Source organism: Actinoplanes sp. NPDC020271 (assembly GCF_044388125.1).
GTDB lineage: Bacteria > Actinomycetota > Actinomycetes > Mycobacteriales > Micromonosporaceae > Actinoplanes.
Genome location: NZ_JBIRWQ010000021.1, coordinates 149,468 through 168,066 on the forward strand (window position 1 = coordinate 149,468; position 18,599 = coordinate 168,066).

18 protein-coding genes are annotated in these 18,599 nt (G+C 71.9%); 6 read left to right on the plus strand and 12 right to left on the minus strand.

From position 1 onward, the window contains the following. Positions 1 to 339: 339 nt before the first annotated feature. Together ACH442_RS35030 and ACH442_RS35035 are read right to left on the minus strand one after the other, a co-directional pair. Positions 340 to 1,626 carry an MFS transporter gene (locus ACH442_RS35030; protein WP_396342356.1) on the minus strand — a complete coding sequence of 429 codons (1,287 nt, stop codon included), beginning with the start codon at positions 1,624 to 1,626 and terminating at the stop codon, positions 340 to 342. Continuing rightward, a complete protein-coding gene (locus ACH442_RS35035; protein WP_396342357.1) occupies positions 1,626 to 2,873 on the minus strand; it encodes an ATP-grasp domain-containing protein in 1,248 nt (415 codons plus the stop codon). The genes ACH442_RS35030 and ACH442_RS35035 overlap by 1 nt, the downstream gene beginning before the upstream one ends. Before the next feature lie 285 nt (positions 2,874 to 3,158). On the opposite strand from ACH442_RS35035, the gene ACH442_RS35040 reads away from it, so the two are divergent. The 6 genes from ACH442_RS35040 (at position 3,159) to ACH442_RS35065 (ending at position 8,820) form a co-directional block, all read left to right on the plus strand. Beyond that, entirely contained in the window at positions 3,159 to 4,271 is a 1,113-nt protein-coding gene (locus ACH442_RS35040) for an acyl-CoA dehydrogenase (protein ID WP_396342359.1), read from the plus strand. 6 nt (positions 4,272 to 4,277) lie between these two features. Beyond that, positions 4,278 to 5,255, plus strand: coding sequence for a LuxR C-terminal-related transcriptional regulator (locus ACH442_RS35045; RefSeq protein ID WP_396342360.1), 978 nt, complete (start codon positions 4,278 to 4,280; stop codon positions 5,253 to 5,255). 33 nt (positions 5,256 to 5,288) lie between these two features. Then, the gene (locus ACH442_RS35050) at positions 5,289 to 6,350 is read left to right on the plus strand and encodes a saccharopine dehydrogenase (protein WP_396342361.1); all 1,062 of its coding nucleotides are present in this window, start codon (positions 5,289 to 5,291) and stop codon (positions 6,348 to 6,350) included. Next, positions 6,343 to 7,482, plus strand: coding sequence for a saccharopine dehydrogenase family protein (locus ACH442_RS35055; protein WP_396342362.1), 1,140 nt, complete (start codon positions 6,343 to 6,345; stop codon positions 7,480 to 7,482). The genes ACH442_RS35050 and ACH442_RS35055 overlap by 8 nt, the downstream gene beginning before the upstream one ends. 180 nt (positions 7,483 to 7,662) lie before the next feature. After that, positions 7,663 to 7,911 carry a WhiB family transcriptional regulator gene (locus ACH442_RS35060; protein ID WP_396342363.1) on the plus strand — a complete coding sequence of 83 codons (249 nt, stop codon included), beginning with the start codon at positions 7,663 to 7,665 and terminating at the stop codon, positions 7,909 to 7,911. Positions 7,912 to 7,917: 6 nt separating this feature from the next. Further along, entirely contained in the window at positions 7,918 to 8,820 is a 903-nt protein-coding gene (locus tag ACH442_RS35065) for a LysR family transcriptional regulator (protein ID WP_396342364.1), read from the plus strand. Positions 8,821 to 8,853: 33 nt separating this feature from the next. On the opposite strand, the gene ACH442_RS35070 is transcribed toward ACH442_RS35065, so the two are convergent. From ACH442_RS35070 to ACH442_RS35115, 10 genes are read right to left on the minus strand one after another with little or no spacing between them, the layout of a single operon-like run. Next, the gene (locus ACH442_RS35070) at positions 8,854 to 9,372 is read right to left on the minus strand and encodes a flavin reductase family protein (protein WP_396342365.1); all 519 of its coding nucleotides are present in this window, start codon (positions 9,370 to 9,372) and stop codon (positions 8,854 to 8,856) included. Between the two features lie 25 nt (positions 9,373 to 9,397). Further along, positions 9,398 to 10,744 carry a TrpB-like pyridoxal phosphate-dependent enzyme gene (locus tag ACH442_RS35075; RefSeq protein WP_396342366.1) on the minus strand — a complete coding sequence of 449 codons (1,347 nt, stop codon included), beginning with the start codon at positions 10,742 to 10,744 and terminating at the stop codon, positions 9,398 to 9,400. A 12-nt stretch (positions 10,745 to 10,756) separates the two neighbouring features. Next, positions 10,757 to 11,416, minus strand: coding sequence for a 4'-phosphopantetheinyl transferase family protein (locus ACH442_RS35080; RefSeq protein WP_396342367.1), 660 nt, complete (start codon positions 11,414 to 11,416; stop codon positions 10,757 to 10,759). Continuing rightward, a complete protein-coding gene (locus ACH442_RS35085) occupies positions 11,406 to 12,593 on the minus strand; it encodes an acyl-CoA dehydrogenase family protein (protein WP_396342368.1) in 1,188 nt (395 codons plus the stop codon). The genes ACH442_RS35080 and ACH442_RS35085 overlap by 11 nt, the downstream gene beginning before the upstream one ends. Before the next feature lie 2 nt (positions 12,594 to 12,595). Beyond that, the gene (locus tag ACH442_RS35090; protein ID WP_396342369.1) at positions 12,596 to 12,844 is read right to left on the minus strand and encodes a phosphopantetheine-binding protein; all 249 of its coding nucleotides are present in this window, start codon (positions 12,842 to 12,844) and stop codon (positions 12,596 to 12,598) included. A gap of 24 nt (positions 12,845 to 12,868) precedes the next feature. After that, positions 12,869 to 14,137 (minus strand): type III PLP-dependent enzyme, encoded by a 1,269-nt coding sequence (locus ACH442_RS35095; protein ID WP_396342370.1) that lies wholly within the window; start codon positions 14,135 to 14,137, stop codon positions 12,869 to 12,871. Next, positions 14,134 to 15,666: a class I adenylate-forming enzyme family protein gene (locus ACH442_RS35100; RefSeq protein ID WP_396342371.1), complete on the minus strand. Its 1,533-nt coding sequence runs from the start codon at positions 15,664 to 15,666 to the stop codon at positions 14,134 to 14,136. Before ACH442_RS35100 ends, ACH442_RS35095 begins: the two co-directional genes overlap by 4 nt. Further along, the gene (locus ACH442_RS35105) at positions 15,663 to 15,959 is read right to left on the minus strand and encodes an acyl carrier protein (protein ID WP_396342372.1); all 297 of its coding nucleotides are present in this window, start codon (positions 15,957 to 15,959) and stop codon (positions 15,663 to 15,665) included. The genes ACH442_RS35100 and ACH442_RS35105 overlap by 4 nt, the downstream gene beginning before the upstream one ends. Then, entirely contained in the window at positions 15,956 to 17,500 is a 1,545-nt protein-coding gene (locus tag ACH442_RS35110; RefSeq protein ID WP_396342373.1) for an amino acid adenylation domain-containing protein, read from the minus strand. The genes ACH442_RS35105 and ACH442_RS35110 overlap by 4 nt, the downstream gene beginning before the upstream one ends. Further along, complete coding sequence (locus ACH442_RS35115) at positions 17,497 to 18,474, minus strand: hypothetical protein (protein ID WP_396342374.1); 978 nt, start codon at positions 18,472 to 18,474, stop codon at positions 17,497 to 17,499. The genes ACH442_RS35110 and ACH442_RS35115 overlap by 4 nt, the downstream gene beginning before the upstream one ends. Between the last annotated feature and the right edge of the window lie 125 nt (positions 18,475 to 18,599).

Sequence of the window (18,599 nt, forward strand, 5' to 3'; positions counted from 1 at the left end):
CGCTTTCCCCAATGGTCGGACCGGCCTCATGACGAAGGTCCCGAATCAGACAAAATTCCGGCCCACCCTGCAAGCAACCGCTGACGTCCGGCGGATCACCCCCGTCCGCCCCGTCGAGTGGACCGCTCCGCGATGCGCCGACCGCAGGCCAGGAGCAACGGCAGGACTGTCCGCAGCTCGCCGTGGCAACCGTGCCCGGAAGGCCTGGCCAGGTATTTCAGCACCACGTCGGCGCCGGTTACACCGCTTCCCGGGCAGTCACCAGCCGGCAACGCCCACGCGCGAACGTCGTCTACGGCCGGAATCAGGTGAGCGGGTCAGCCCGCTAACGGCCGCCCGTCAGCGCGAGGTCGCGGGCGTCTGCTCGCGGGCGTCTGGCGGTGTCGCGTCGACGAGCTGTTGCAGGGATCGCAACCGGCGCGCCGGCGAGAAGATGATGAACAGGCAGGTGCAGAACAGGCCGATGGTGCTGACCGCGAGGGCGCCGCGCAGGCCGATGGTGTCGCCGAGCCAGCCGCCGAGCACCGCGCCGACGGGGATGATGCCGTAGGCCAGGAACAGGTAGGTGGCGTTGGTGCGCCCGCGCAGGTGGTCGGGGGTGACGGTCTGCCGGATGACCATCGTGTGCACGTTGCAGCCGGTGATGCCGATGCCCTGGATGAAGAAGGCGGCCGCCAGTACGACCGGCGCCCAGGTGCCGCTGGGGGTGAACGGGACCGCGATCGGCGCGATGTCCCCGATGATCACGGCGGCGACCAGGGTACGGCCGAGCCCGACCCGGTTGGCGACCCGCTCGGTGGCAACCGCGCCGAGCAGGGCGCCGACCGCGCCGATGGAGATCGCGATGCCCAGCGTGCCGGGTGTCATGCCCAGGTCGCGGACCGCGAACAGTGCCAGCAGGGTGAGCACCGCCTGCCAGAACAGGTTGTAGCTGGCGGCCTCGCCGGCGAAGGCGCGCAGGTAGGGGTTCTTGAGTGTGGACCGGAAGCCGTCGGCGATCAGGGTGCGGGCCGGGGTCGGGTCGCGCGGCTTGACCGGTTCACGCCGGCGCACGGCCGCGTTGCTCAGCGCGGACGCCAGGTAGGAGACGGCGTCGGCGACCAGCGCGTACTGGGCGCCGATCGCCTGGATGAGGAGGCCGCCGAGTCCGGGCCCGGCGATCTGCGCGGCCGACTCGCTGGCGGTCAGGCGGGAGTTGGCGTAGGTCAGCTGCTCGGTCGGGACCACCACGGGCAGATAGGAACGGTAGGCGATGGTGAAGAACACCCGGAAGAAGCCGGCCACCAGCGCGGCCGTCAGCAGCAGCGGGAAGGTCAACAGCCCGAGCGCGGCCAGGACCGGCACGGCGCCGATCCCGGCCATCTGCCCGAGGTTGGAGGCGACCAGGATGGGCCGGCGCCGCCACCGGTCGACGAAGACGCCGGCGGGCAGCCCGAGGATCAGGAACGGCAGGTAGGTGACGGCGCCGAGGACGCCCAGCTGGCCGGGGGTGGCGTGCAGGTAGGTGATCGCGGTCAGCGGCATGGCCAGCTGCAGGATCTGTGTGCCGAACAGGGAGGCCGTCTCACCTGACCAGATGTAGCGGAAATCGGTGCGCCACCGGGCGGCGGCCGTCGTGCTCGGCATTACGCGGGCTCGAGATCGTAGAAGCCGAATCCGTCGAGGTAGATCACGGTCATGAAGTCTTGCAGAAGGGTGGCGCGGTCGGGGTGGGACAGGCCGACCCAGAGCGGTTCGGAACTGTCGTCGACCGTACGGCGAAGGATGTCTCCGGGGTTGACTTTGAACGCGCTGTCTCGATAGCTGCGCAGCTCGTGGACCAGCGGCAGCAGTGGGTAGGAGCGCAGTGTCCCCTCTACCGGGGAGGCCATGAAGACCATGGCGGCGTGATGGCCGAGCCGGTACGGCTGCCCGGCGTCGGCCAGGAACCGCTCGGGTTCCAGGTAGGCCTGCACGGTCCGGTCGACCTGGGATTCTCCGGTGGCCAGCGCGGCGAACTGCGCTACGTCCTCGCCGCACATGCGGGCGCCGGCCTCGACGATGCGCGGCCCGTCCGCGGTCAGCATCAGCTCCAGGTGCACGGGCCCGTTGCCGATGGCGAGGGCATCGAGCACGCCGAAGGCATACGTGCGCAGCTCCTCGAAGACCGAGGCGCCGGCCGGAACCGAGGTCATGCCGTTGATCCGGTCCGGGATGCCGTTGACCGTGATCTTGCTGTACTCCCACATGTCGGTGAGCCGGTGGGTGCCCCCGCAGCTGACCGTATTGACGATGTACTCCGTGCCGGACAGGTACTCCTGCGCGACCACGCCCTCGTTGCGCAGCCCGTACACGTTGACGCTCCGTCTGATTCTCTCGTAGGCGGCGACGGCCGCCTCGGGGGTGTCGCAGAAGCTGACCCCGTCGTTGCGGGCGCTGCGGGTCGGTTTGACGACGACGCGCCCGCCGAGCCGGCGGTGCCAGTCGGCGAGCTCGTCGGCGCTGGTCACCGACAGCTGCCGGGCGGTCGGCAGCCCGGCCGCCCGTACGGTTGCGATCTGCGCGTCCTTGGTACGCCGTGCGTAGCTGAGCGCCGTGCCGTTGGTGCGCAGCCCGAGCGCCTCGCTGAGCTGGTCGGCCAGTTCGACGCCGGACTCGCCGCCGGCGATCACGATGACCGGCTCGTGGGCGGCGACCGCCTTGAGAGTGGCGTCGAAGTCACCGTGATGGATGACGCGGTCGGTGACCAGCTGTTCGGCCTGCGCCGAGGGCGCCTTGGCCTCGGGGTTGCTCTGCACCCGGATGCAGGTGAGCCCGCGCGCGTTGAAGGCGGCGGCGAGCCGGGCCGCCGATCCGTTGAAGTCGACAATGGTCACCACGCCGGCTGTCGTCACTACAGTCTCCCGTCCAGGCGTTCTCAGCGGGCATTCCGTGGCCCCAGTACCCAACTTCCGCTATTTCACGCATTCACTTTCGGGCCGCCTGAAGTGATCAGTGGGGCGCTATGGGGGAATCGATTTTCGCTATAGCTACGGCCGCGCTTTTGGTTGACAATGCGAGGGTGGGCGTTCGTAGGCTGGCACAGTGATAGACGTCAAATCCTATTCTTTTTCGAGTGTGCGCTCAAAAAACATCGGTGCAGCAAGGAGGGCGTTTATGCGCGTACTCGGGAGGGTGGTGTGAGCGCGCCGGGCGTGCTGCTCGACGGCGCCGGCCCCGGCGGTGACGGCGCCCGGATGTGGCAATCGCTGGCCCAGGCGCGGCTCATCGCACCGGTCTATCGCGGCGGCGATCCGGGCAACGGCGTCGACCCGCTCGCGCTGGGCGCTCTGCTGGCCGGAGTGGACGAGCACGCACCGATAGGCGTCACTCTCTCGGTCTGCGTGCAGCTGGCCTCCGGTCTTCCGCTGCTTGCCACCGGTGGGCCCCCGGCGCACGAGTTGCTGGACGAGGTGGTCGGTCGCGGCGCGGTCGTCGCGCTGGCCGCCACCGACGACAACGCCGGCAGCGATCTGACCGGTCTGGGCACCGAACTGGCCGTCGACGGCGAGCAGCTGCGGGTGACCGGTGCGAAGCGCTGGATCACCAACGCCACCCATGCGGACGCGTTCCTGGTGCTGGCCCGTACGAGCGCAGGCCGGCACTTCACCAGTTTCACCTGGGTCCTGGTGCCGGCGGGAGCACCCGGTGTGCAGGTCAGCGCGGCCGACACCGACCTTTTCGACGGTTCCGGGACCGGCCACGTGCGATTCGATCAGGTGCGGCTCTCCCGCGCGTACCTGGTCGGACGGGTCGGCCGCGGGCTGGGCATGTTCGCCCGGCACATCGCCGTGGAGCGGCTGGCCGGCGCGCTGTGGGGGGTGGCGCTGTGCCGCCGGGTCATGGCCGACACCAAGCGCCGCCTGCAGGCACGCGCCTACCGGGATCAGACGCTGTGGCATCGCGGCAGCGTGCGCCAGCGCTTCGGCGAATGCCTGGTGTCGGTCAAACAGCTGGACGCGCTGACCGGACAGCTCGGGGAGGCGGTGGCCGCGCGCCACGACGCCACCGCGGCGGCCCTGCTCAAAGCCGGCGCCGCGGCCACGGTCGAGCGGGTTCTCCGCGAATGCGCACATCTGCAGGGCGCCGACGGCTTCGCCCTCGGCGGGGCGCAGCGGCTGCTCGGGCCGGGCGCGATCTGGGGCGTCGGCGGCGGTGTCACCGAACTGGTCCTGGAGACGGTCGCCGACTCGGCCGACACTCTGCTGGCCGGACTGACGCTCGGCCCACCGCTCAGCCTGGCGCGGGAGTAACCGCCGATGTGGGACATGCTGGGGCTGGGAAAGTCGGACGAGGCCGTCTACCGTTACGAGCTGAGCAATCCGGGGTCGGCACCGGCTCAGGTGGCCAAGGGAACCGGGCTGGCGGAGGCGGAGGTGGAGAACAGCCGCGAACGGCTGATCGCCTGCCAGCTGCTGCGCCGGGTGCACGGCGAGATTCGGCCGTCGCCGGCCGGCCCCTCGGCGGTGGCCGAGCGGTTGCGCGCGGACCTGGAGATCAAGCACGCACGCCACAGGCGGCAGGTGAGCCTGTTCCAGGCCGAGATGACCCAGTGGCTCAACGCCCAGCTGCTGGGCCCGGTCACCGCACGCTGCCAGGTCGAGCGGCTGCGCAATCCGGAAGCGGCGATCATGCTCACCGAGGAACTGCTGGCCGGCGCTCGGGCGGAGGTGATGCGCTGCGCGCCGGTGCCGTTCGCCGAAGGGCGCCGCACGCCGGTCACCGGCGAGTCGCGGGCCGCTCAGCGCGGGGTGAGCGTCAAGCTGCTGTATCCGTCGGCCCAGCTGACCGACCCCGATCTGCGCCGTGCGGTCGGCGATGAGATCGACGCCGGCATGGAGGTCCGCGTCGCCGACGGGATCGGCCTGAACATGACCGTCGTGGACCGCTGCTGTGCGGTGGTCACCGACCAGCGGCGTCCCGGCGGCCACCAGCATTTCCTGATCCGCGAGAGCGGTCTGGCCGGCACCCTCTACGACCTGTTCGAGCTCGGCTGGGCGTACGCGCGTGACGCCGCTGCCCTGCTCAAGAGCGACGACCCGGACGGTGAGATCACCGCCGAGGAGCGCCTGCTGCTGCAACTGCTGAGCATCGGCTGGAAGGACGAGGCCGTCGCCAAACGCCTCGGGGTATCGGTGCGCACCGTGCGCCGCAAGATCTCCGAGATCGTGCTGCGCCTCGGCGCGTCGAGCCGCTTCCAAGCCGGTGTGATGGCCGCCCGCCGTGCCTGGACCTGAGCGTAAGCCACCCTCATTCTGCTAAGGAGCGCCATGTCACCGGTCCCTCGCATCTGGATGCGCAGTGAGCAACGGGCCACCGAGCACCGGGCCCCGATCGTCCCGGCCGACGCGGCGAACCTGGTCGCCCGCGGGTGCGAACTGGTCGTGGAGGACTCGCCGCACCGGCTGTTCCCGGCCGGTGAGTACGCGGCGGCCGGAGCCACGATCGTGCCGGCCGGGACCTGGCCGAGCGCGTCGGTGGACACGTTCGTCCTGGGGATCAAGGAACTGCCGCCGGAACCGGCGGCGCTGCGGCACACGCACATTTTCTTCAGTCACTCGTTCAAGGGGCAGCCGGGGGCTGCTGAGCTGCTGGGCCGCTTCGCCGCGGGCGGCGGCACGATTCTCGACCTGGAGTATCTGACCGATGTCGCGGGCCGCCGGCTGGCCGCGTTCGGCTACTGGGCGGGCTATGTGGGCGCGAGCCTGGCGGTGCTGCACCGTCGCGGCCGGCTGCCGGTGCCGCTCACGCCGACGGCCAGGGCGGCGCTCGACGCGGCGCTGGAACGCCGGCCCGGCGACGCGCCGTTGCGCGGGCTGGTCATCGGTGCGCTCGGCCGGTGCGGCAGCGGCGCCGGCGACGCCCTGCGGGCGGCCGGGGTGGAGGTCACCGGATGGGATCTGGCCGAGACCCGCGACCTGGACCGGGTCGCGATCCGGGCGCACGACCTGCTGGTCAACGCCGTGCTGGTGAACGCGCCGGCCGAGCCGTTCGTCACCGACGCCGACGTCGTCGACGCCTCGCGGCGGCTGTCCGTCATCGCCGATGTCACCTGCGACGTCGGCTCGCCGCATCATCTGATCCCGGTCTACGCCGAGACGACCTCCTGGGCGGCGCCCGTGGTGGACGCCGGCACCCCGCACGCCCCGTTGGACGTCATCGGCATCGACAACCTGCCCTCTCTGCTGCCGCGTGAGGCGAGCGCGGCGTTCTCGGCGGACCTGACTCCGCTGCTGGCGCGCTTGGACACGTCGGACGAGGTCTGGCATCGGTGCCGCTCCCGTTTCGTGTCCGCTCGCGACACCGTCACCGCGGAGGTCTCCCATGTCTGAACTGACGCGCAGTGGCACGGTGCACTGGATCGGCACCGGCCTGTCGACCGGCAGCGGCCTGGGCCTGGTCGCCGACACGGCCCGTGAGACGGTCATCTGGGGGCGCACCGAGGCCAAGGCGGCAGCCTGCGCCGACCGGCTGGGACTGTCCGGCCGGGTCGGGACCGCGGAGTTGTCCGGGCGTGCGCTGCAGGGGGCTGTCGGCCCGGGTGACGTGGTCGTGTCGATGCTGCCGGCCACCGAGCATCCCGGCCTGGCCGAGCTCGCTTCGCGCGCCGGCGCGCACTTCGCCTGCACCAGTTATCTGTCGCCGGAACTGGAGCGGATCGCCGCCCGATCGCGTGATCGTGGCCTGGTGGTGCTGGCCGAGGACGGGCTGGATCCGGGCATCGATCACCTGATGGCGCACGTGCTGGTCGACGAGGCCGTGGCCGCCGTGGGTGACGGGCCGGCCATGGTGCGGTTCACCTCCTACTGCGGTGGCATCCCGGTCACGGCCAACGCGTTTCGCTACCGGTTCAGCTGGGCGCCGCGCGGCGTGCTGCACGCGCTGCGGGAGCCGGCGCGTTACATCAGCGCGGGCGAGGTTCGCCGGGCGCCGCGACCGTGGGAGCACACCCGGACGTTGCGTCAAGGGCGGGAGAGCTTCGAGGTCTACCCCAACCGCGACAGCCTGCCGTTCGTCGCCCAGTACGGCCTGCCGCAGAGTTGGCGCGCCGACGAGTTCATCCGGGGCACACTGCGCCTGGACGGGTGGCGCGACGCCTGGCAGCCGGTCTTCGAGCAGTTGCGTGCCGGAGGCGACGAGGCGATCGACGCGATGGCCGACAAACTCGCGGCCGAGTTCCCGGCCGGTCCGCAAGATCTCGACCGGGTCGTGCTCATCGTCGGCCTGACGGTGACCGCGGACGGCGGCGGCGAATTCTCGGGGCGATTCGCTCTCGATGTCGCCGGTGACGAGCGGGAGAGCGCGATGGCCCGATGCGTGTCGTTGCCGTTGGCGATCGGCATTCGCAGAATCCTCGACGGGCAGATGCCGGCCGGGCTCACCCGCGCTGCTGAGAACAGGCGGGACGCGCAGTCGCAACTCGACACACTGGCGTCGGCCGGATTGCCCGTTATCCGTGAATAGGAGGGCGATTGTTAACACTTTATCGGAACTGTGTCATTCGATTCATGACATTTAGAGCTTCCGATGAACCAGGTTATGGGCGCGGTCAGGCGGGTACGGATTTACGCGAAGCGTAGTGCCGTGATCACATACCGGAGCGTGGTTCGCCGCGCGCGGTATCAGCGAAGACTGGGATTCACCATGAGTCTGTGGAACAACGCCGCCTGCGTCGCCATCAGCGCCGACCTGTTCGCGGCCGCCGCGAAGGCCACCCCCGATCAGCGCAGCGTGCTGGCGGCCAAAGCCGTCTGCGGGGAGTGCCGGGCCCGCACCAGCTGCCTGGCCTGGGCGATGGCCGCCGACGAGTCAGGGGTCTGGGGCGGGCTGGACCAGAACGAGCGGCGCCGGCTACGCCGCAAGTCCGCCCCGCCGGCCGGGCCACGCCGCTGACCGATCGTGGACACACCGCAGCTGGAAGCCTTCCTGGAAATCGTCGAAGTCGGTAGTTTCACCCGGGCCGCGGCCCACCTGGGCGTCGCGCAGCCCAGCATCACCAACCGGATCAAAGCGCTCGAACGGGTTCTGGGCGTGCCCCTGCTCGAACGCCTGCCGCAGGGCGTGCGACCCACCGAAGCGGGCTGGGCGCTGGTGCCGTACGCCCGCGAGATCGTCGGCCTGACGTCGCGGGCGCGTGAAGCGGTGCGGGCCCACGGGGAGCCGCACGGGCTGCTCAACGTGGGCTCGGTCGAGAGTCTGACCAGCCACCGGCTGCTGCCGCTGATCGAGCACATCTACATGCGGTACCCGATGATCGAGGTTTCCGTGCAGTCGGTCGACAGCAGCGACGCGATCAGCCGGGTCCGCGACGGGCGGCTGGACTGCGCGTTCTTCATCGACTGCCCGCGCACCGAGGACGACCTGGTCACCGAGACCCTGTGCGTGGAGCCGCTGGCACTGGTGGTCGGTGCCGGGCACCCGCTGGCCGAGCGCGACACGGTCACGGTCAACGACCTGCAGCAGACCACCCTGGTGCGCAGCGAGAACCACCAGACGTACCACTCGTTGTTCGTCGACGCGCTGGGGCACCCGCCGCACCGGCAGGGCCGGCGGGGACTCAACCTGGGCTCGATCGACGCGGCCAAACGCAGCGTGGCCAACGGCATCGGGATGGCGCTGCTGCCGGCCGTGGCCCTGGAGCCGGAGCTGAGCGCGGGCACGCTGCACCGGCTGGCCTGGGATCCGCCGTTCGACACGTACACGCAGGTCACCTGGCGGCGCAACCGTACCCACCACCCGGCGATCGTGGCCGTGGTGAGCGCCGCCGGCAAGGTCATCCAGGAACAGCTCACCGTGGACTGACACCGGCGCGCGTGCCAGTCCACGGCCGTGAGCTCATCGCCGGGTCAGGTCGTGGTACGCCTTCTGGTAGAAGACCAGCGGATTGGCCTGCTCGCCGGCCCCCTGCCAGAACGGCGCGCCGACGACCAGTACGTGATCGCCGCACTCGGTCAGGTCGTGCACGCGGCACACGGTGGCCGCGCCGACCTCGTCGAGCACCGGCACGCCGTGACGCCAGTGATACGGCGTCTGCTGGAACCGATCGGCATTGCTCGCGGTGGCGAATCGTCGGCACAGGTGCTGCTGGTCGCCGGTGAGGAAATTGAGCGCGAAACGGCCCGAGTCCCGGACCGCCGCGAGCGTACGGCTGGCCGTGCCGAGCGCCACGACCAGCAGCGCGGGCTCCAGCGAAACCGACATCACCGCGTTGGCGGTGCAGCCGGCCGGCTGTTCGCCGTCGGTGGTCGTCACGACGCTGACGCCGGTCGGCCAGTGGCTCATGAAGGCGCGAAACGCCGTTCCCGAGCAGGGGCCGGTCGCGTCGGCCATGGGCAGGGCGGTCATCAGGGTCATCGGTTTTCTCCTTCGCCGGCGGGGCCTACGAGGCCACGGTCTGCAGGGTGGCCGCGTCGGGCTGCGGCGGAAGCTGGGCCAGCGACGACTCGATGGCCTCGGACGGGATGATCTCCTCGGGCATCTGGCCGTCCATGAACGCGCGGTAGGCGCCCATGTCGAACAGCCCGTGACCGCTGAGGGCGAACAGGATCGTCGGGTGCTCGCCGCGCTCGTCGGCGCGCCGGGCCTCGACGATCGCGCCGTGCACCGCGTGCGCGCTCTCCGGTGCCGGGACGATGCCCTCGTGGGCGGTGAACAGCTGGGCCGAGGCGAAGATGTCGCGCTGCTGGTAGGCGGCGGCCTCGATCAGGCCCCGGTCGTAGAGCGCACTGATGATCTTCGCGGTGCCGTGGTAGCGCAGGCCGCCGGCGTGCATGGCCGGCGGGGTGAACTTGTAGCCCAGCGTGTACATCTTCTGCATGGGCGTCTGCTCGGAGCTGTCGGTGAAGTCGTAGGCGTAGCGCCCGCGGGTCAACTTCGGGCAGGCGGCCGGCTCGACCGACACCGCGCGGATCCGGCCGCCCGCGGTCAGGTTCTCGCGCAGGAACGGGAACGCCATGCCGCCGAAGTTGCTGCCCGCGCCGAGCCCGGCGATCACCACGTCCGGCCAGGCCCCCTGTGCCTTCATCTCCTCGCCGCTCTCCAGGCCGATGACCGTCTGGTGCAGCAGCGAGTACGTCTCACCGCTGCCCGCGCAGAACCGGACGCCGGGCTCGCCGGCGGCCTCCAGGGCCTCGCCGAGCGCGATCGAGAGCGTGCCGCCCTTGTCGCCTTCGGCCAGGAAACGGCGGCCGATCGCGGTGCCGGTGCTCGGGCTGGCGGTCACGGTGGCGCCCAGCAACTCCATCAGGGTCCGCCGGTACGGTTTGCCCTCCAGACTGCTGCGCACCATGAACACCTGGCACTGCAGACCGAACGCCTGGCACGCGGCGGCTACCGCGGTGCCCCACTGGCCGGCGCCGGTGGCCACGATCAGTTTCTTCGCGCCGGCGGCCTTGTAGTAGTACGCCTGCGCCAGGGCCGTGTTGAGCTTGTGACTGCCGGTGAGGTTGCCACCCTCGTACTTGAAGTAGATCTGCGCGCCGGTGCCGAGCGCCTTCTCCAGGCTGGTCGCCCGGCGCAGCATGGTGGGCCGCCACTGGTGGTAACGGCTGCGCACCTCGTCCGGGATGGCGATCAGGGGCTGGCGTGACAGCTCCTGGCGGATCAGCCCGAGCGGCAGTTGCGGGTCGATGCCCTGCTTGCCGGGCACCCCCGGCGCGGCGACGTCCGGCGGCAGCTCGAAGTCGAGGTCGGCGAGGATGTTGTACCAGTGGGTCGGGATGGTCACGGCGTCTCCTGTTCAGTTTCCGGCGTCGAGGTGATGTGGTGCGGCGGCGACGGCCAGCGCCGCGGGCACCGCTGCGTGGTGGGTGGTCCAGCGCACCGCGCCCCAGCGGCCACGGGACGACCACGGAGAAACCGGGATGCGCCACGGCGCGCCGGCCAGACCGAGGCCGGTCACCTTGACGCAGGCCTCCTGGACCGTCCACACCCGGGCGAACGCGGTGCTGCGGTCGAGGCTCGGCAGGGCGGCGATCTGTTCGGCCCACGGCCCGCAGCAGCGGCGCAGCAGGGGGGCGCTGACCTGCTCGGGCGGTTCCTCGACGTCGACGCCGACCCGCCCGGCCGGCCACACGGCGACCGCGGTGTGCCGCCGGGTGTGCGAGATCGACACCCCGGCGTCGTGCCCGGCGAGCGAGATCGCCCCGGTGGCCGCGACCCGCACCCGGATCGTCTCCGGCGCCCGGCCGAGCACGTCGGCCGCCAGTTCGCGCAGCAGGGCCCGGCCGCGCAGGAATTCCTCGCCGCGGTCGCGGCCCATGGCGGCGGCCTCGGCCCGTTCGGCCGGTGCGACCAGGTCCGGGGCGAGCGGCCAGGCGCCCTGCCGGACCGCGATCGCGACCGGCGCCAACCCGTCGACTACGTCGACGAAGGAGCAGAGAGCCGATTCAGTACGCAAGGTGGACCCCGTTGTCGAGCAGAGCCATCGCCCCGTTGGCCGCGATCAGGCGGTCGTTGGCGTAGTTGAGGCTGGCCGAGCGCAGGTCGCGCAGTACCCGCTCCAGTCCCAGCGGCGCGTCGCGCATGTAGCCGTGCCGCAGCCCGACGATCTCGGTCAACGTGTTCACCACCGCGAAGCTGCGCTCGGCGGTGTACACCTTGAGTGCGTTGAGCCGCAGCTGGACCGGGATCTCCTCGACGGACGCGGTGTCGCGGGCATCGCTGATGCACTGGGCCAGCAGCGCGGCCATCGTGTCCAGGTCCATCCGCGCCCGGGCGACCCGGGCCCGCAGCAGTTCCGAGTCGAGCGAGAACTGCTTGCGGCCGGCCGGGCTGCGGACCAGGTGCAGCACGTCGCGCAGCGCGCCGCGGGCCGCGCCCAGCCAGCACGCCGCCCACGCGACGTGCCCGACGGGCGCGAACGTGCGCACCGCGACCTGCTGGAAACCGCCCGGCTCGCCGACGATGGCGGTCGGATCGAGGGTCGCGTCCAGGACCATGGCGATGCTGTGCGTGCCGCGCATGCCCAACGGGTTCCAGGAGCCGCTGGTGGTGAGGTTCAGGGCGGCCCGCGGCGCGTACACCAGCGAGACCTTGCCGGCCGGCGCGTCGGGCAGATCACGCATGGTGATCAGGAAACCGTCGGCGTGCAGACCGCCGGTGACGATCGGCGCGTCCCGGTGCAGGTGCAGCCGCTCGTCGCTGCGTTCCAGCGCGTCCTGGGCACTGAGCAGGTGCCCACCCTTGCCTTTCTCGCTGGTGACCGACGCGATGTAGACCTCGCCCCGCGCGATCTGCGGCAGCAGGCCGGCACGCAGCTGCGGGCCGGCGAACTCGACGATCGCCGCCACCTGCTGGCAGTGCATCGCCCAGATCATCGCCGTGGACAGGCAGGCGCCGCCGAGCAGGTCCGCGATCTGCGCGAGATCGTGCAGATCGCCGCCGAGGCCGCCGTACTCGTCCGGCACCAGCAGGCCCAGCAGGCCGCTGCCGCGCAGCGCGGTCAGCGCCTCGGTGGGGAACCGGGCCTCGGTGTCGACGGCCCGGGCGTGTTCGCGCAGCACCGGCAGCACCGCTTCGGCGCGCTCGCGCGGGCTCGTCGTGGCCGCCGGTGCGGCCGTGGTGTCGACGCTCATGGTTACTGCACCGGGAGCTGGTCGCCGACGCCGAGCGCGGCTTCGAGGTCGCCGGCGGTGCTGAACGTCTTGGCGTTCATCATCTCGTCCGGCAGGGCGACGCCGAGCTCGTCCTCCAGGTCGAAGACCAGCTCCACCGCCTTCATCGAGTCCAGGCCGAGGTCCTTGAGGTCGGCGCCGGGGTCCAGCGGCGCGCCGGCGGGCAGGTAGGTGAGGTGGCGGCGCAGGACGTCTTCGACGATCGGGTTCATGACGAGACCTTTCGGGAGAGGGGGTCAGACGAGGGAACCGACGGCGGGATCAGCGGCGGTCACAGCGGGGTCGTAGGGGCCGGGCTCGCGAGCCAGGACGAGGTGGGAGACGTCCAGGACGGTGTCGCCGTCACAGACGACCTCGACCGGGGCGGGATGACCGAGGAAACCGAGCAGGCTGGCGGTCAGGCCGTAGGCGCCGACGTTCGGGACGGCCAGCAGCTCACCCGGGTGGACCTCGGGGAAGTCGGCGTCGCGCACGAAGGTGTCCAGCGGTGTGCAGAGCGGGCCGACCACGGTCGTGCGCGTCGTCGGGCGCCCGTCGTCCGGGCCGGTCACGGCCAGCGCGGGACGCAGCGGCGGCAGCCGTCGCAGCCCGGCCATGCCGCCGAGGTGGTTGATGCCGGTGTCCAGGACGACGAAGGTCTTGCCCTTGGACGTCTTCACGTCGACCACGCCGCACAGCAGCGAACCGCTGGAGCCGGCCAGGTAACGGCCGGACTCGAAGGCCACCGCCGGGCGCGCGTCGCGCCAGCCGGGCAGCCGCGTGTCGAGCACCTGCTCGATACGCGGGCGCAGCGACGGCCACAGCGGGCGCGAACCCGTCTGCGCGTACGGTGCGCCGAACCCGCCGCCGAGGTCCACCTCGATCAGCTCGCCCAGCACCGGCCCGAGCCGCTGTGCGGTGGCCGCGGCGGTGTCGAACTGGGCGATCAGCGCATCCTCGTCGGCGATGTTGGTGCCCATGTACAGGTGCAGGCCCTCGATGCGGACCCGGCCGCCGCCGCGGAACTGCGCCGGGTCGGCCTCGATCCAGGAGGCGTCGGCCCCGAACGCCGACGGCGCACCGGTCATCGTGAGCCCGAGACCGGCGACCGGCTGGTCGGCGTTGACGCGCAGCAGGCACCGCACGTCGGTGCCGGACTGCTCGGCCAGCCAGGCCACACGCCGCAGGTCCACCGGCGAATCGAGCGAGAACCGGCGCACACCCTGGCGCAGCGCGTACGAGACGGTGGCGGCACTCTTGCCGGGCGCGGTGAGCAGAATGTGGTGCGCGTCCACGCCGGCGGCCAGGGCGGCGTCGATCTCACCGGCCGAGCTGACCTCGGCGTGGCAGCCGAGCCGGTGCAGCTGGCCGACCACGAGCGGGTGCGGGTTGGCCTTGAGCGAGTAGTACAGCTTCGCCGGGCCGGGCAGCATCGCGCTCAGGTCGGTGTGCGCGGCCCGGATCGCGGCCAGATCGTAGACGTAGGCCGGGGTGCCGTACTGCTCGGCGATCGCGGTGAGGTTCATGCCGTCGCTCCCGCCGCGACGGGGACGACGGATACGGCAGTGTCCCAGTCGGCGGCCAGGGCTTTCTTGTCGACCTTGCCGTTGACGCCGAGCGGGATCCGCTCGGTGACGCGCACGGTCGGTGGCATCTTCTGAGCGCCGAGCCGCGCCTTGAGCGCCTCGGTCAGCTCGGGCAGCTCCAACCGGGTGCAGACGGCCAGCCGCGCGTCCTGGCCGTCGCGTCCGGGCAGCGCCGCGGCCATCTCCACGCCGGGGATGTCCAGCGCCGCCGCCTCGATCTCGGTGGTGCTCACCCGTACGCCGCGCTGTTTGAACACGTCGTCGTCGCGGCCCAGGAAGTACAGGTAGCCGTCGGCGTCGACCCTGGCCCGGTCGCCGGTGAACAGCATCGGCGTGCCGAACGCGTCGCGGCGGTAACGGCGGGCGTTGAGCTCCGGCGACTTCCAGTACCCGGCCATCACGTGCGGGCCGCGTACCACCAGTTCGCCCGGCTCACCGGCGGGCACGGCTCGCCCGTCCTCGTCGAGGATGAGCACCTCGGTGTCCGGCAACGGCCGCCCGACCGACCCGGGCCGGGTCAGGTCCAGATCGGGCTCGGCTATCGAGACCCGCTTGCACTCGGTGAGCCCGAACATGGCGAACACCTGCAGGCCGGGAATGGCCTCCCGCAGCCGGGCGCACTGGCCGGCGGACAGGTCGGCGCCGGTGTTGGTCACCATTCGCAGCAGCGAGGGCTGACGTCCGCCGCGGGCGGCCAGCCGGCACAGCGTGACGGCCAGGCTCGGCACCAGCGGCAGTACGGTGACGTCCTGGTCGACGAGCCGGTTCAGGAGCGCCGGCCCGGCGTCGGCGTCGTTGCCCAGTACCAGGCGCGCCCCGGCGATCGTGGACAGGAACACCTGGTAGAGGCCGTAGTCGAAGGAGAGGGGCAGACAGCACAGGACGGTGTCGTCGGCGCGGTAACCCAGCCGCGACTGGATCGCCGCGGCCGCGAACAGCACCTGCCGGTGAGTGGAGACGACCGCTTTGGGCAGCCCGGTGCTGCCGGAGGTGTAGATGAAGCAGACGGGATCGCTGGAGATGCCGGAACCCGGGGCGCCGGCTTCGAACGCCCACGAGTTCTCGATGGCGTATTCGGCGACCTCGTCGAGCCGGTAGGCACGCGCCCCGTCGATCGACGAGGCCACCGGCCACGCGGTGCCGTTGGCGATCACCACCGGCGCCTCGCTGTCACCGAGGATGTGCCGCAGATGGAACTCCGAGACCTGGTCGCTGACGACGACGAACACGGCGCCGATGCGCGAGGCGCCGTAGGCGAGGGCGACCACGGCGGCCTCGTTGGCGCCGACGATCAGGACGCGGTCACCGCGGCCGACACCGGCCGCGGCCAGCCAGCGCGCGGCGCCGCAGGACCAGCCGGCGAGGTGCCGGTAGGTCCAGGAACGCTCCGAGCGGGTCAGCGCGGTCGCCTCCGGTGTGGCGGCCGCACGGAGGTCGAGCAGGTCGTGCAGCAGCACGGGGGCGGTCATCGGTCGTCTCCTGACGGGTCGGCGGGGCGGCGGTGGTCGGGCAGAGCGCCCTCGATCAGCGCGGTCAGCGAGGCGATCGAGGTGAAGGCGTCGGGCAGGATCCGTTCCGGCGGCACCTCGACGGCCAGGTCGTCCTCGAGGGTCTCCAGCACCGCGACGATGGCCAGCGAGTCGAAGCCGGGCAGGTCGAACAGTGTCGGCGCGGCCAGGACCTGCTGCGGGCTCACGTGCACGGTGGCGGCGACGGCGTCGAGCACCTGCGCGCGCAGCGGCCGCGGCGCGACGGCGGTCATCGGCGGGCTCCCGTCACCGCGGCGGCGACCGTGTCGGTCAGCTGTCTGCGGGCGATCTTGCCGGAGGCCGTCCGTGGCAGGTCGGTCACGACGTGCACCGCGCCGGGAACCATGTAGGCCGGCAGGTGCGCGCGGCAGTGCGCGAGAACCGTGGCGCCGAGCTGCCGCTCGTCGGACTTGGCGGCGCCGATCACGACGGCGTGGATGCTGTGGGTGATCTTCTCGTCGGGCACGGCGACCACCGCCACCTCGGCCACCTCGGGGCAGCCGTCGACGGCTGCTTCGACGTCGCCGAGCTCCACCCGGTATCCGCGGGTCTTCACCATGAAGTCGCGCCGGCCGAGGATCTGCAGCAGCCCGTGCTCGTCGCGGCGAGCCAGATCGCCGGTGCGGTAGAAGCGCCGTTCGTGCGAGCCGGCGCTCAACCGGACGAATGCCTTCTCGTTGAGCTCCGGCCGGTTCAGGTAGCCGGGGGTGACGCAGTCGCCGGCCACGACGATCTCCCCGGTCGCGGCGCCCTCGAGACTGGCCGAGCCGTCGTCGGCGAGCAGGGCCAGCACGACATCGGCGATCGGCCGGCCCAGCGGGACCCGGCGCTCGGGCGGCCCGGGCAGGGTCCAGGCGGTGACGACGTTGGTCTCGATCGGGCCGTACAGGTTGCTGACCGTCGCGTTCGGTGCGGCCGCCATCAGCTCGGCCAGCGGGCTGGGCTGGAACTCCTCACCCGCGTAGAGGATCTGGGTGAGCCCGGGCAGCGACCCGGCGGTCACCGTGGAGCGCTGGACCAGGGCGGTCAGCGCCGACGGCACGGCGTACAGGTGGCTGATCCGGCGCTCGGCGAGGAAACCGCGCAGGCTTTCCGGGAACAGGGCCACCCGCTCGGGCACCGGATGCACGGTCGCGCCGCCGGCCAGGCCGACGTAGATGTCGTACACGGAGACGTCGAAGTGCAGTGGCGCGTGGACCGCGACCTGGTCACCGGGCCGCAGCGGCAGGTCCGCCGCCGCCCAGGCGACGAAGGCGGCCGCGTTGCGGTGCGTGATGACCACACCTTTGGGCAGCCCGGTCGACCCGGAGGTGAACAGGATGTAGGCGGTGTCGTCGAGGCCGACAGCGGGCGCCCGCCACGCCGGGTCGGGGTCGGTCAGACCGGCCGAGACGTCCAGCAGCGGCAGGCCGAGCCCGGCGGGCGCGTCCGCGGTGTCGGCGACCATCAGCGTGCAGCCGGCCTGTTCGACGATGAAAGCGCGCCGCTGCAACGGCGCGGACGGGTCGATCGGCACGTAGGCGCGGCCCGCGCGCAGCACGCCCAGCATCGCGAGGATCGCGCCGGCCGTCTTGCGGCTGTGCAGGGCGACCGGCGCCCGGCCGGGGCCGGTGGCGTCGATCGCCTGCGCGATCGCCTCGATCCGGTCCTGGACCTGCCGGTACGTGAGGGTTGCGCCGGTCTCGTCGACCAGCGCGATGTCGTCGGGGGTGCGGCGCGCGGCCTCGATCACCGCGTCGTGCACGAGCAGGGTCCGGTCGTGGGTCGACATCATCGCTCGCTTTCCCGCTCGAGCAGGGTGGTGGCGGCGGCGAGTTCGGCGTCGGCGGCCGCTCGCAGCGTCTCCAGGGCGGCCGGCGGCGCGGTCCGGCCGCGGCTGACCCGGCGCAGCGCCACGTACGCGCTCTCGCCGGCCCGCTGCCAGGCGGCCTCGACACCGGCGAACAGCTGGGCCGTCGCGGCCGCGACCGTGCCGGGCCGCAGCCCGGCGAGCCAGAGCCGGTGCAGGCCCCGGCTGCGCCGCAGCAGCCACGTCTGCAGCGCCAGGTGGGTGAGGTCGGCCTCGGTCAGCGCCCGGTACTGGTCGATGAAACGCTCGTAGCGGCCGTCACGGGCGGCCTCGGCGATGGCCTGGGCGTTGTCGAGGACCACCTCGCCGGGCCGCCGCGGGTGAGCAGCGCCCGCCGGCTCCAGGAAGCCCCAGCGGCCGCCGGGCAGCGCCGGGGCCAGGTCGCTGAGCGCGATGGCGGTCTGCGTCGGCACCGCCGGGCCCCACTGGGTGACGTTGTCGTACGGGTCGACCACCGTCACCACCGGGTCGTCGCCGGCGTCGACGGCCTCGACCACGAAGCCGTGCTCCATGTGCTCGTGCCCGTGATACGGCAGCCACGGCAGGTGGAAGGCGTCGGCGACGACGGCCAGCGGCGTGCCGGCGCTCAACCTCGCGTGCCAGGCCCGCGCGTCGGCGCCCGCCTCGGCGGCGGGCTGCCAGCGCGGACGCCAGCCGGTCCGCTGGGCCAGCAGCTCGTCCTGGCCGGCCGGCGGCAGGGCCGGGCCGAGGCGACCGTCCGCGCCGCGGCTCAGGTCGAAGCGCCAGTCGGCGGCGAAGGGTGCGCGGACGTCGGCCACTCCCCGCTCGGCGAGCAGCAGCGCGAGCGTGTCGGACACGCAGTCGAGGTAGGCGCTGTCAACGACCGGCAAGCGGTCGCCGCAGCGTACGAGAACAGATCTCGAGATGACGTCCTGCACGAAGCTCGCTCCTTCACAATGGCCCGTTGGCATCGACTTGTCTGGCTACACAACCGATCCTGTTCGCCACCGGCGGTGTGCTCAAGCCGGTGGTAGCTAGTTGCCAGCCCGGCCCGCTGCAGGAA

Coding starts and splice junctions, on each gene's coding strand:
- ACH442_RS35070 (WP_396342365.1), bottom strand. CDS start 9,372: ATGACCCTGATGACCGCCCTGCCCATGGCCGACGCGACCGGCCCCTGC.
- ACH442_RS35095 (WP_396342370.1), bottom strand. CDS start 14,137: ATGAACCTCACCGCGATCGCCGAGCAGTACGGCACCCCGGCCTACGTC.
- ACH442_RS35105 (WP_396342372.1), bottom strand. CDS start 15,959: ATGACCGCCGTCGCGCCGCGGCCGCTGCGCGCGCAGGTGCTCGACGCC.
- ACH442_RS35055 (WP_396342362.1), top strand. CDS start 6,343: ATGTCTGAACTGACGCGCAGTGGCACGGTGCACTGGATCGGCACCGGC.
- ACH442_RS35030 (WP_396342356.1), bottom strand. CDS start 1,626: ATGCCGAGCACGACGGCCGCCGCCCGGTGGCGCACCGATTTCCGCTAC.
- ACH442_RS35110 (WP_396342373.1), bottom strand. CDS start 17,500: ATGATGTCGACCCACGACCGGACCCTGCTCGTGCACGACGCGGTGATC.
- ACH442_RS35045 (WP_396342360.1), top strand. CDS start 4,278: ATGTGGGACATGCTGGGGCTGGGAAAGTCGGACGAGGCCGTCTACCGT.
- ACH442_RS35090 (WP_396342369.1), bottom strand. CDS start 12,844: ATGAACCCGATCGTCGAAGACGTCCTGCGCCGCCACCTCACCTACCTG.
- ACH442_RS35050 (WP_396342361.1), top strand. CDS start 5,289: ATGTCACCGGTCCCTCGCATCTGGATGCGCAGTGAGCAACGGGCCACC.
- ACH442_RS35060 (WP_396342363.1), top strand. CDS start 7,663: ATGAGTCTGTGGAACAACGCCGCCTGCGTCGCCATCAGCGCCGACCTG.
- ACH442_RS35100 (WP_396342371.1), bottom strand. CDS start 15,666: ATGACCGCCCCCGTGCTGCTGCACGACCTGCTCGACCTCCGTGCGGCC.
- ACH442_RS35085 (WP_396342368.1), bottom strand. CDS start 12,593: ATGAGCGTCGACACCACGGCCGCACCGGCGGCCACGACGAGCCCGCGC.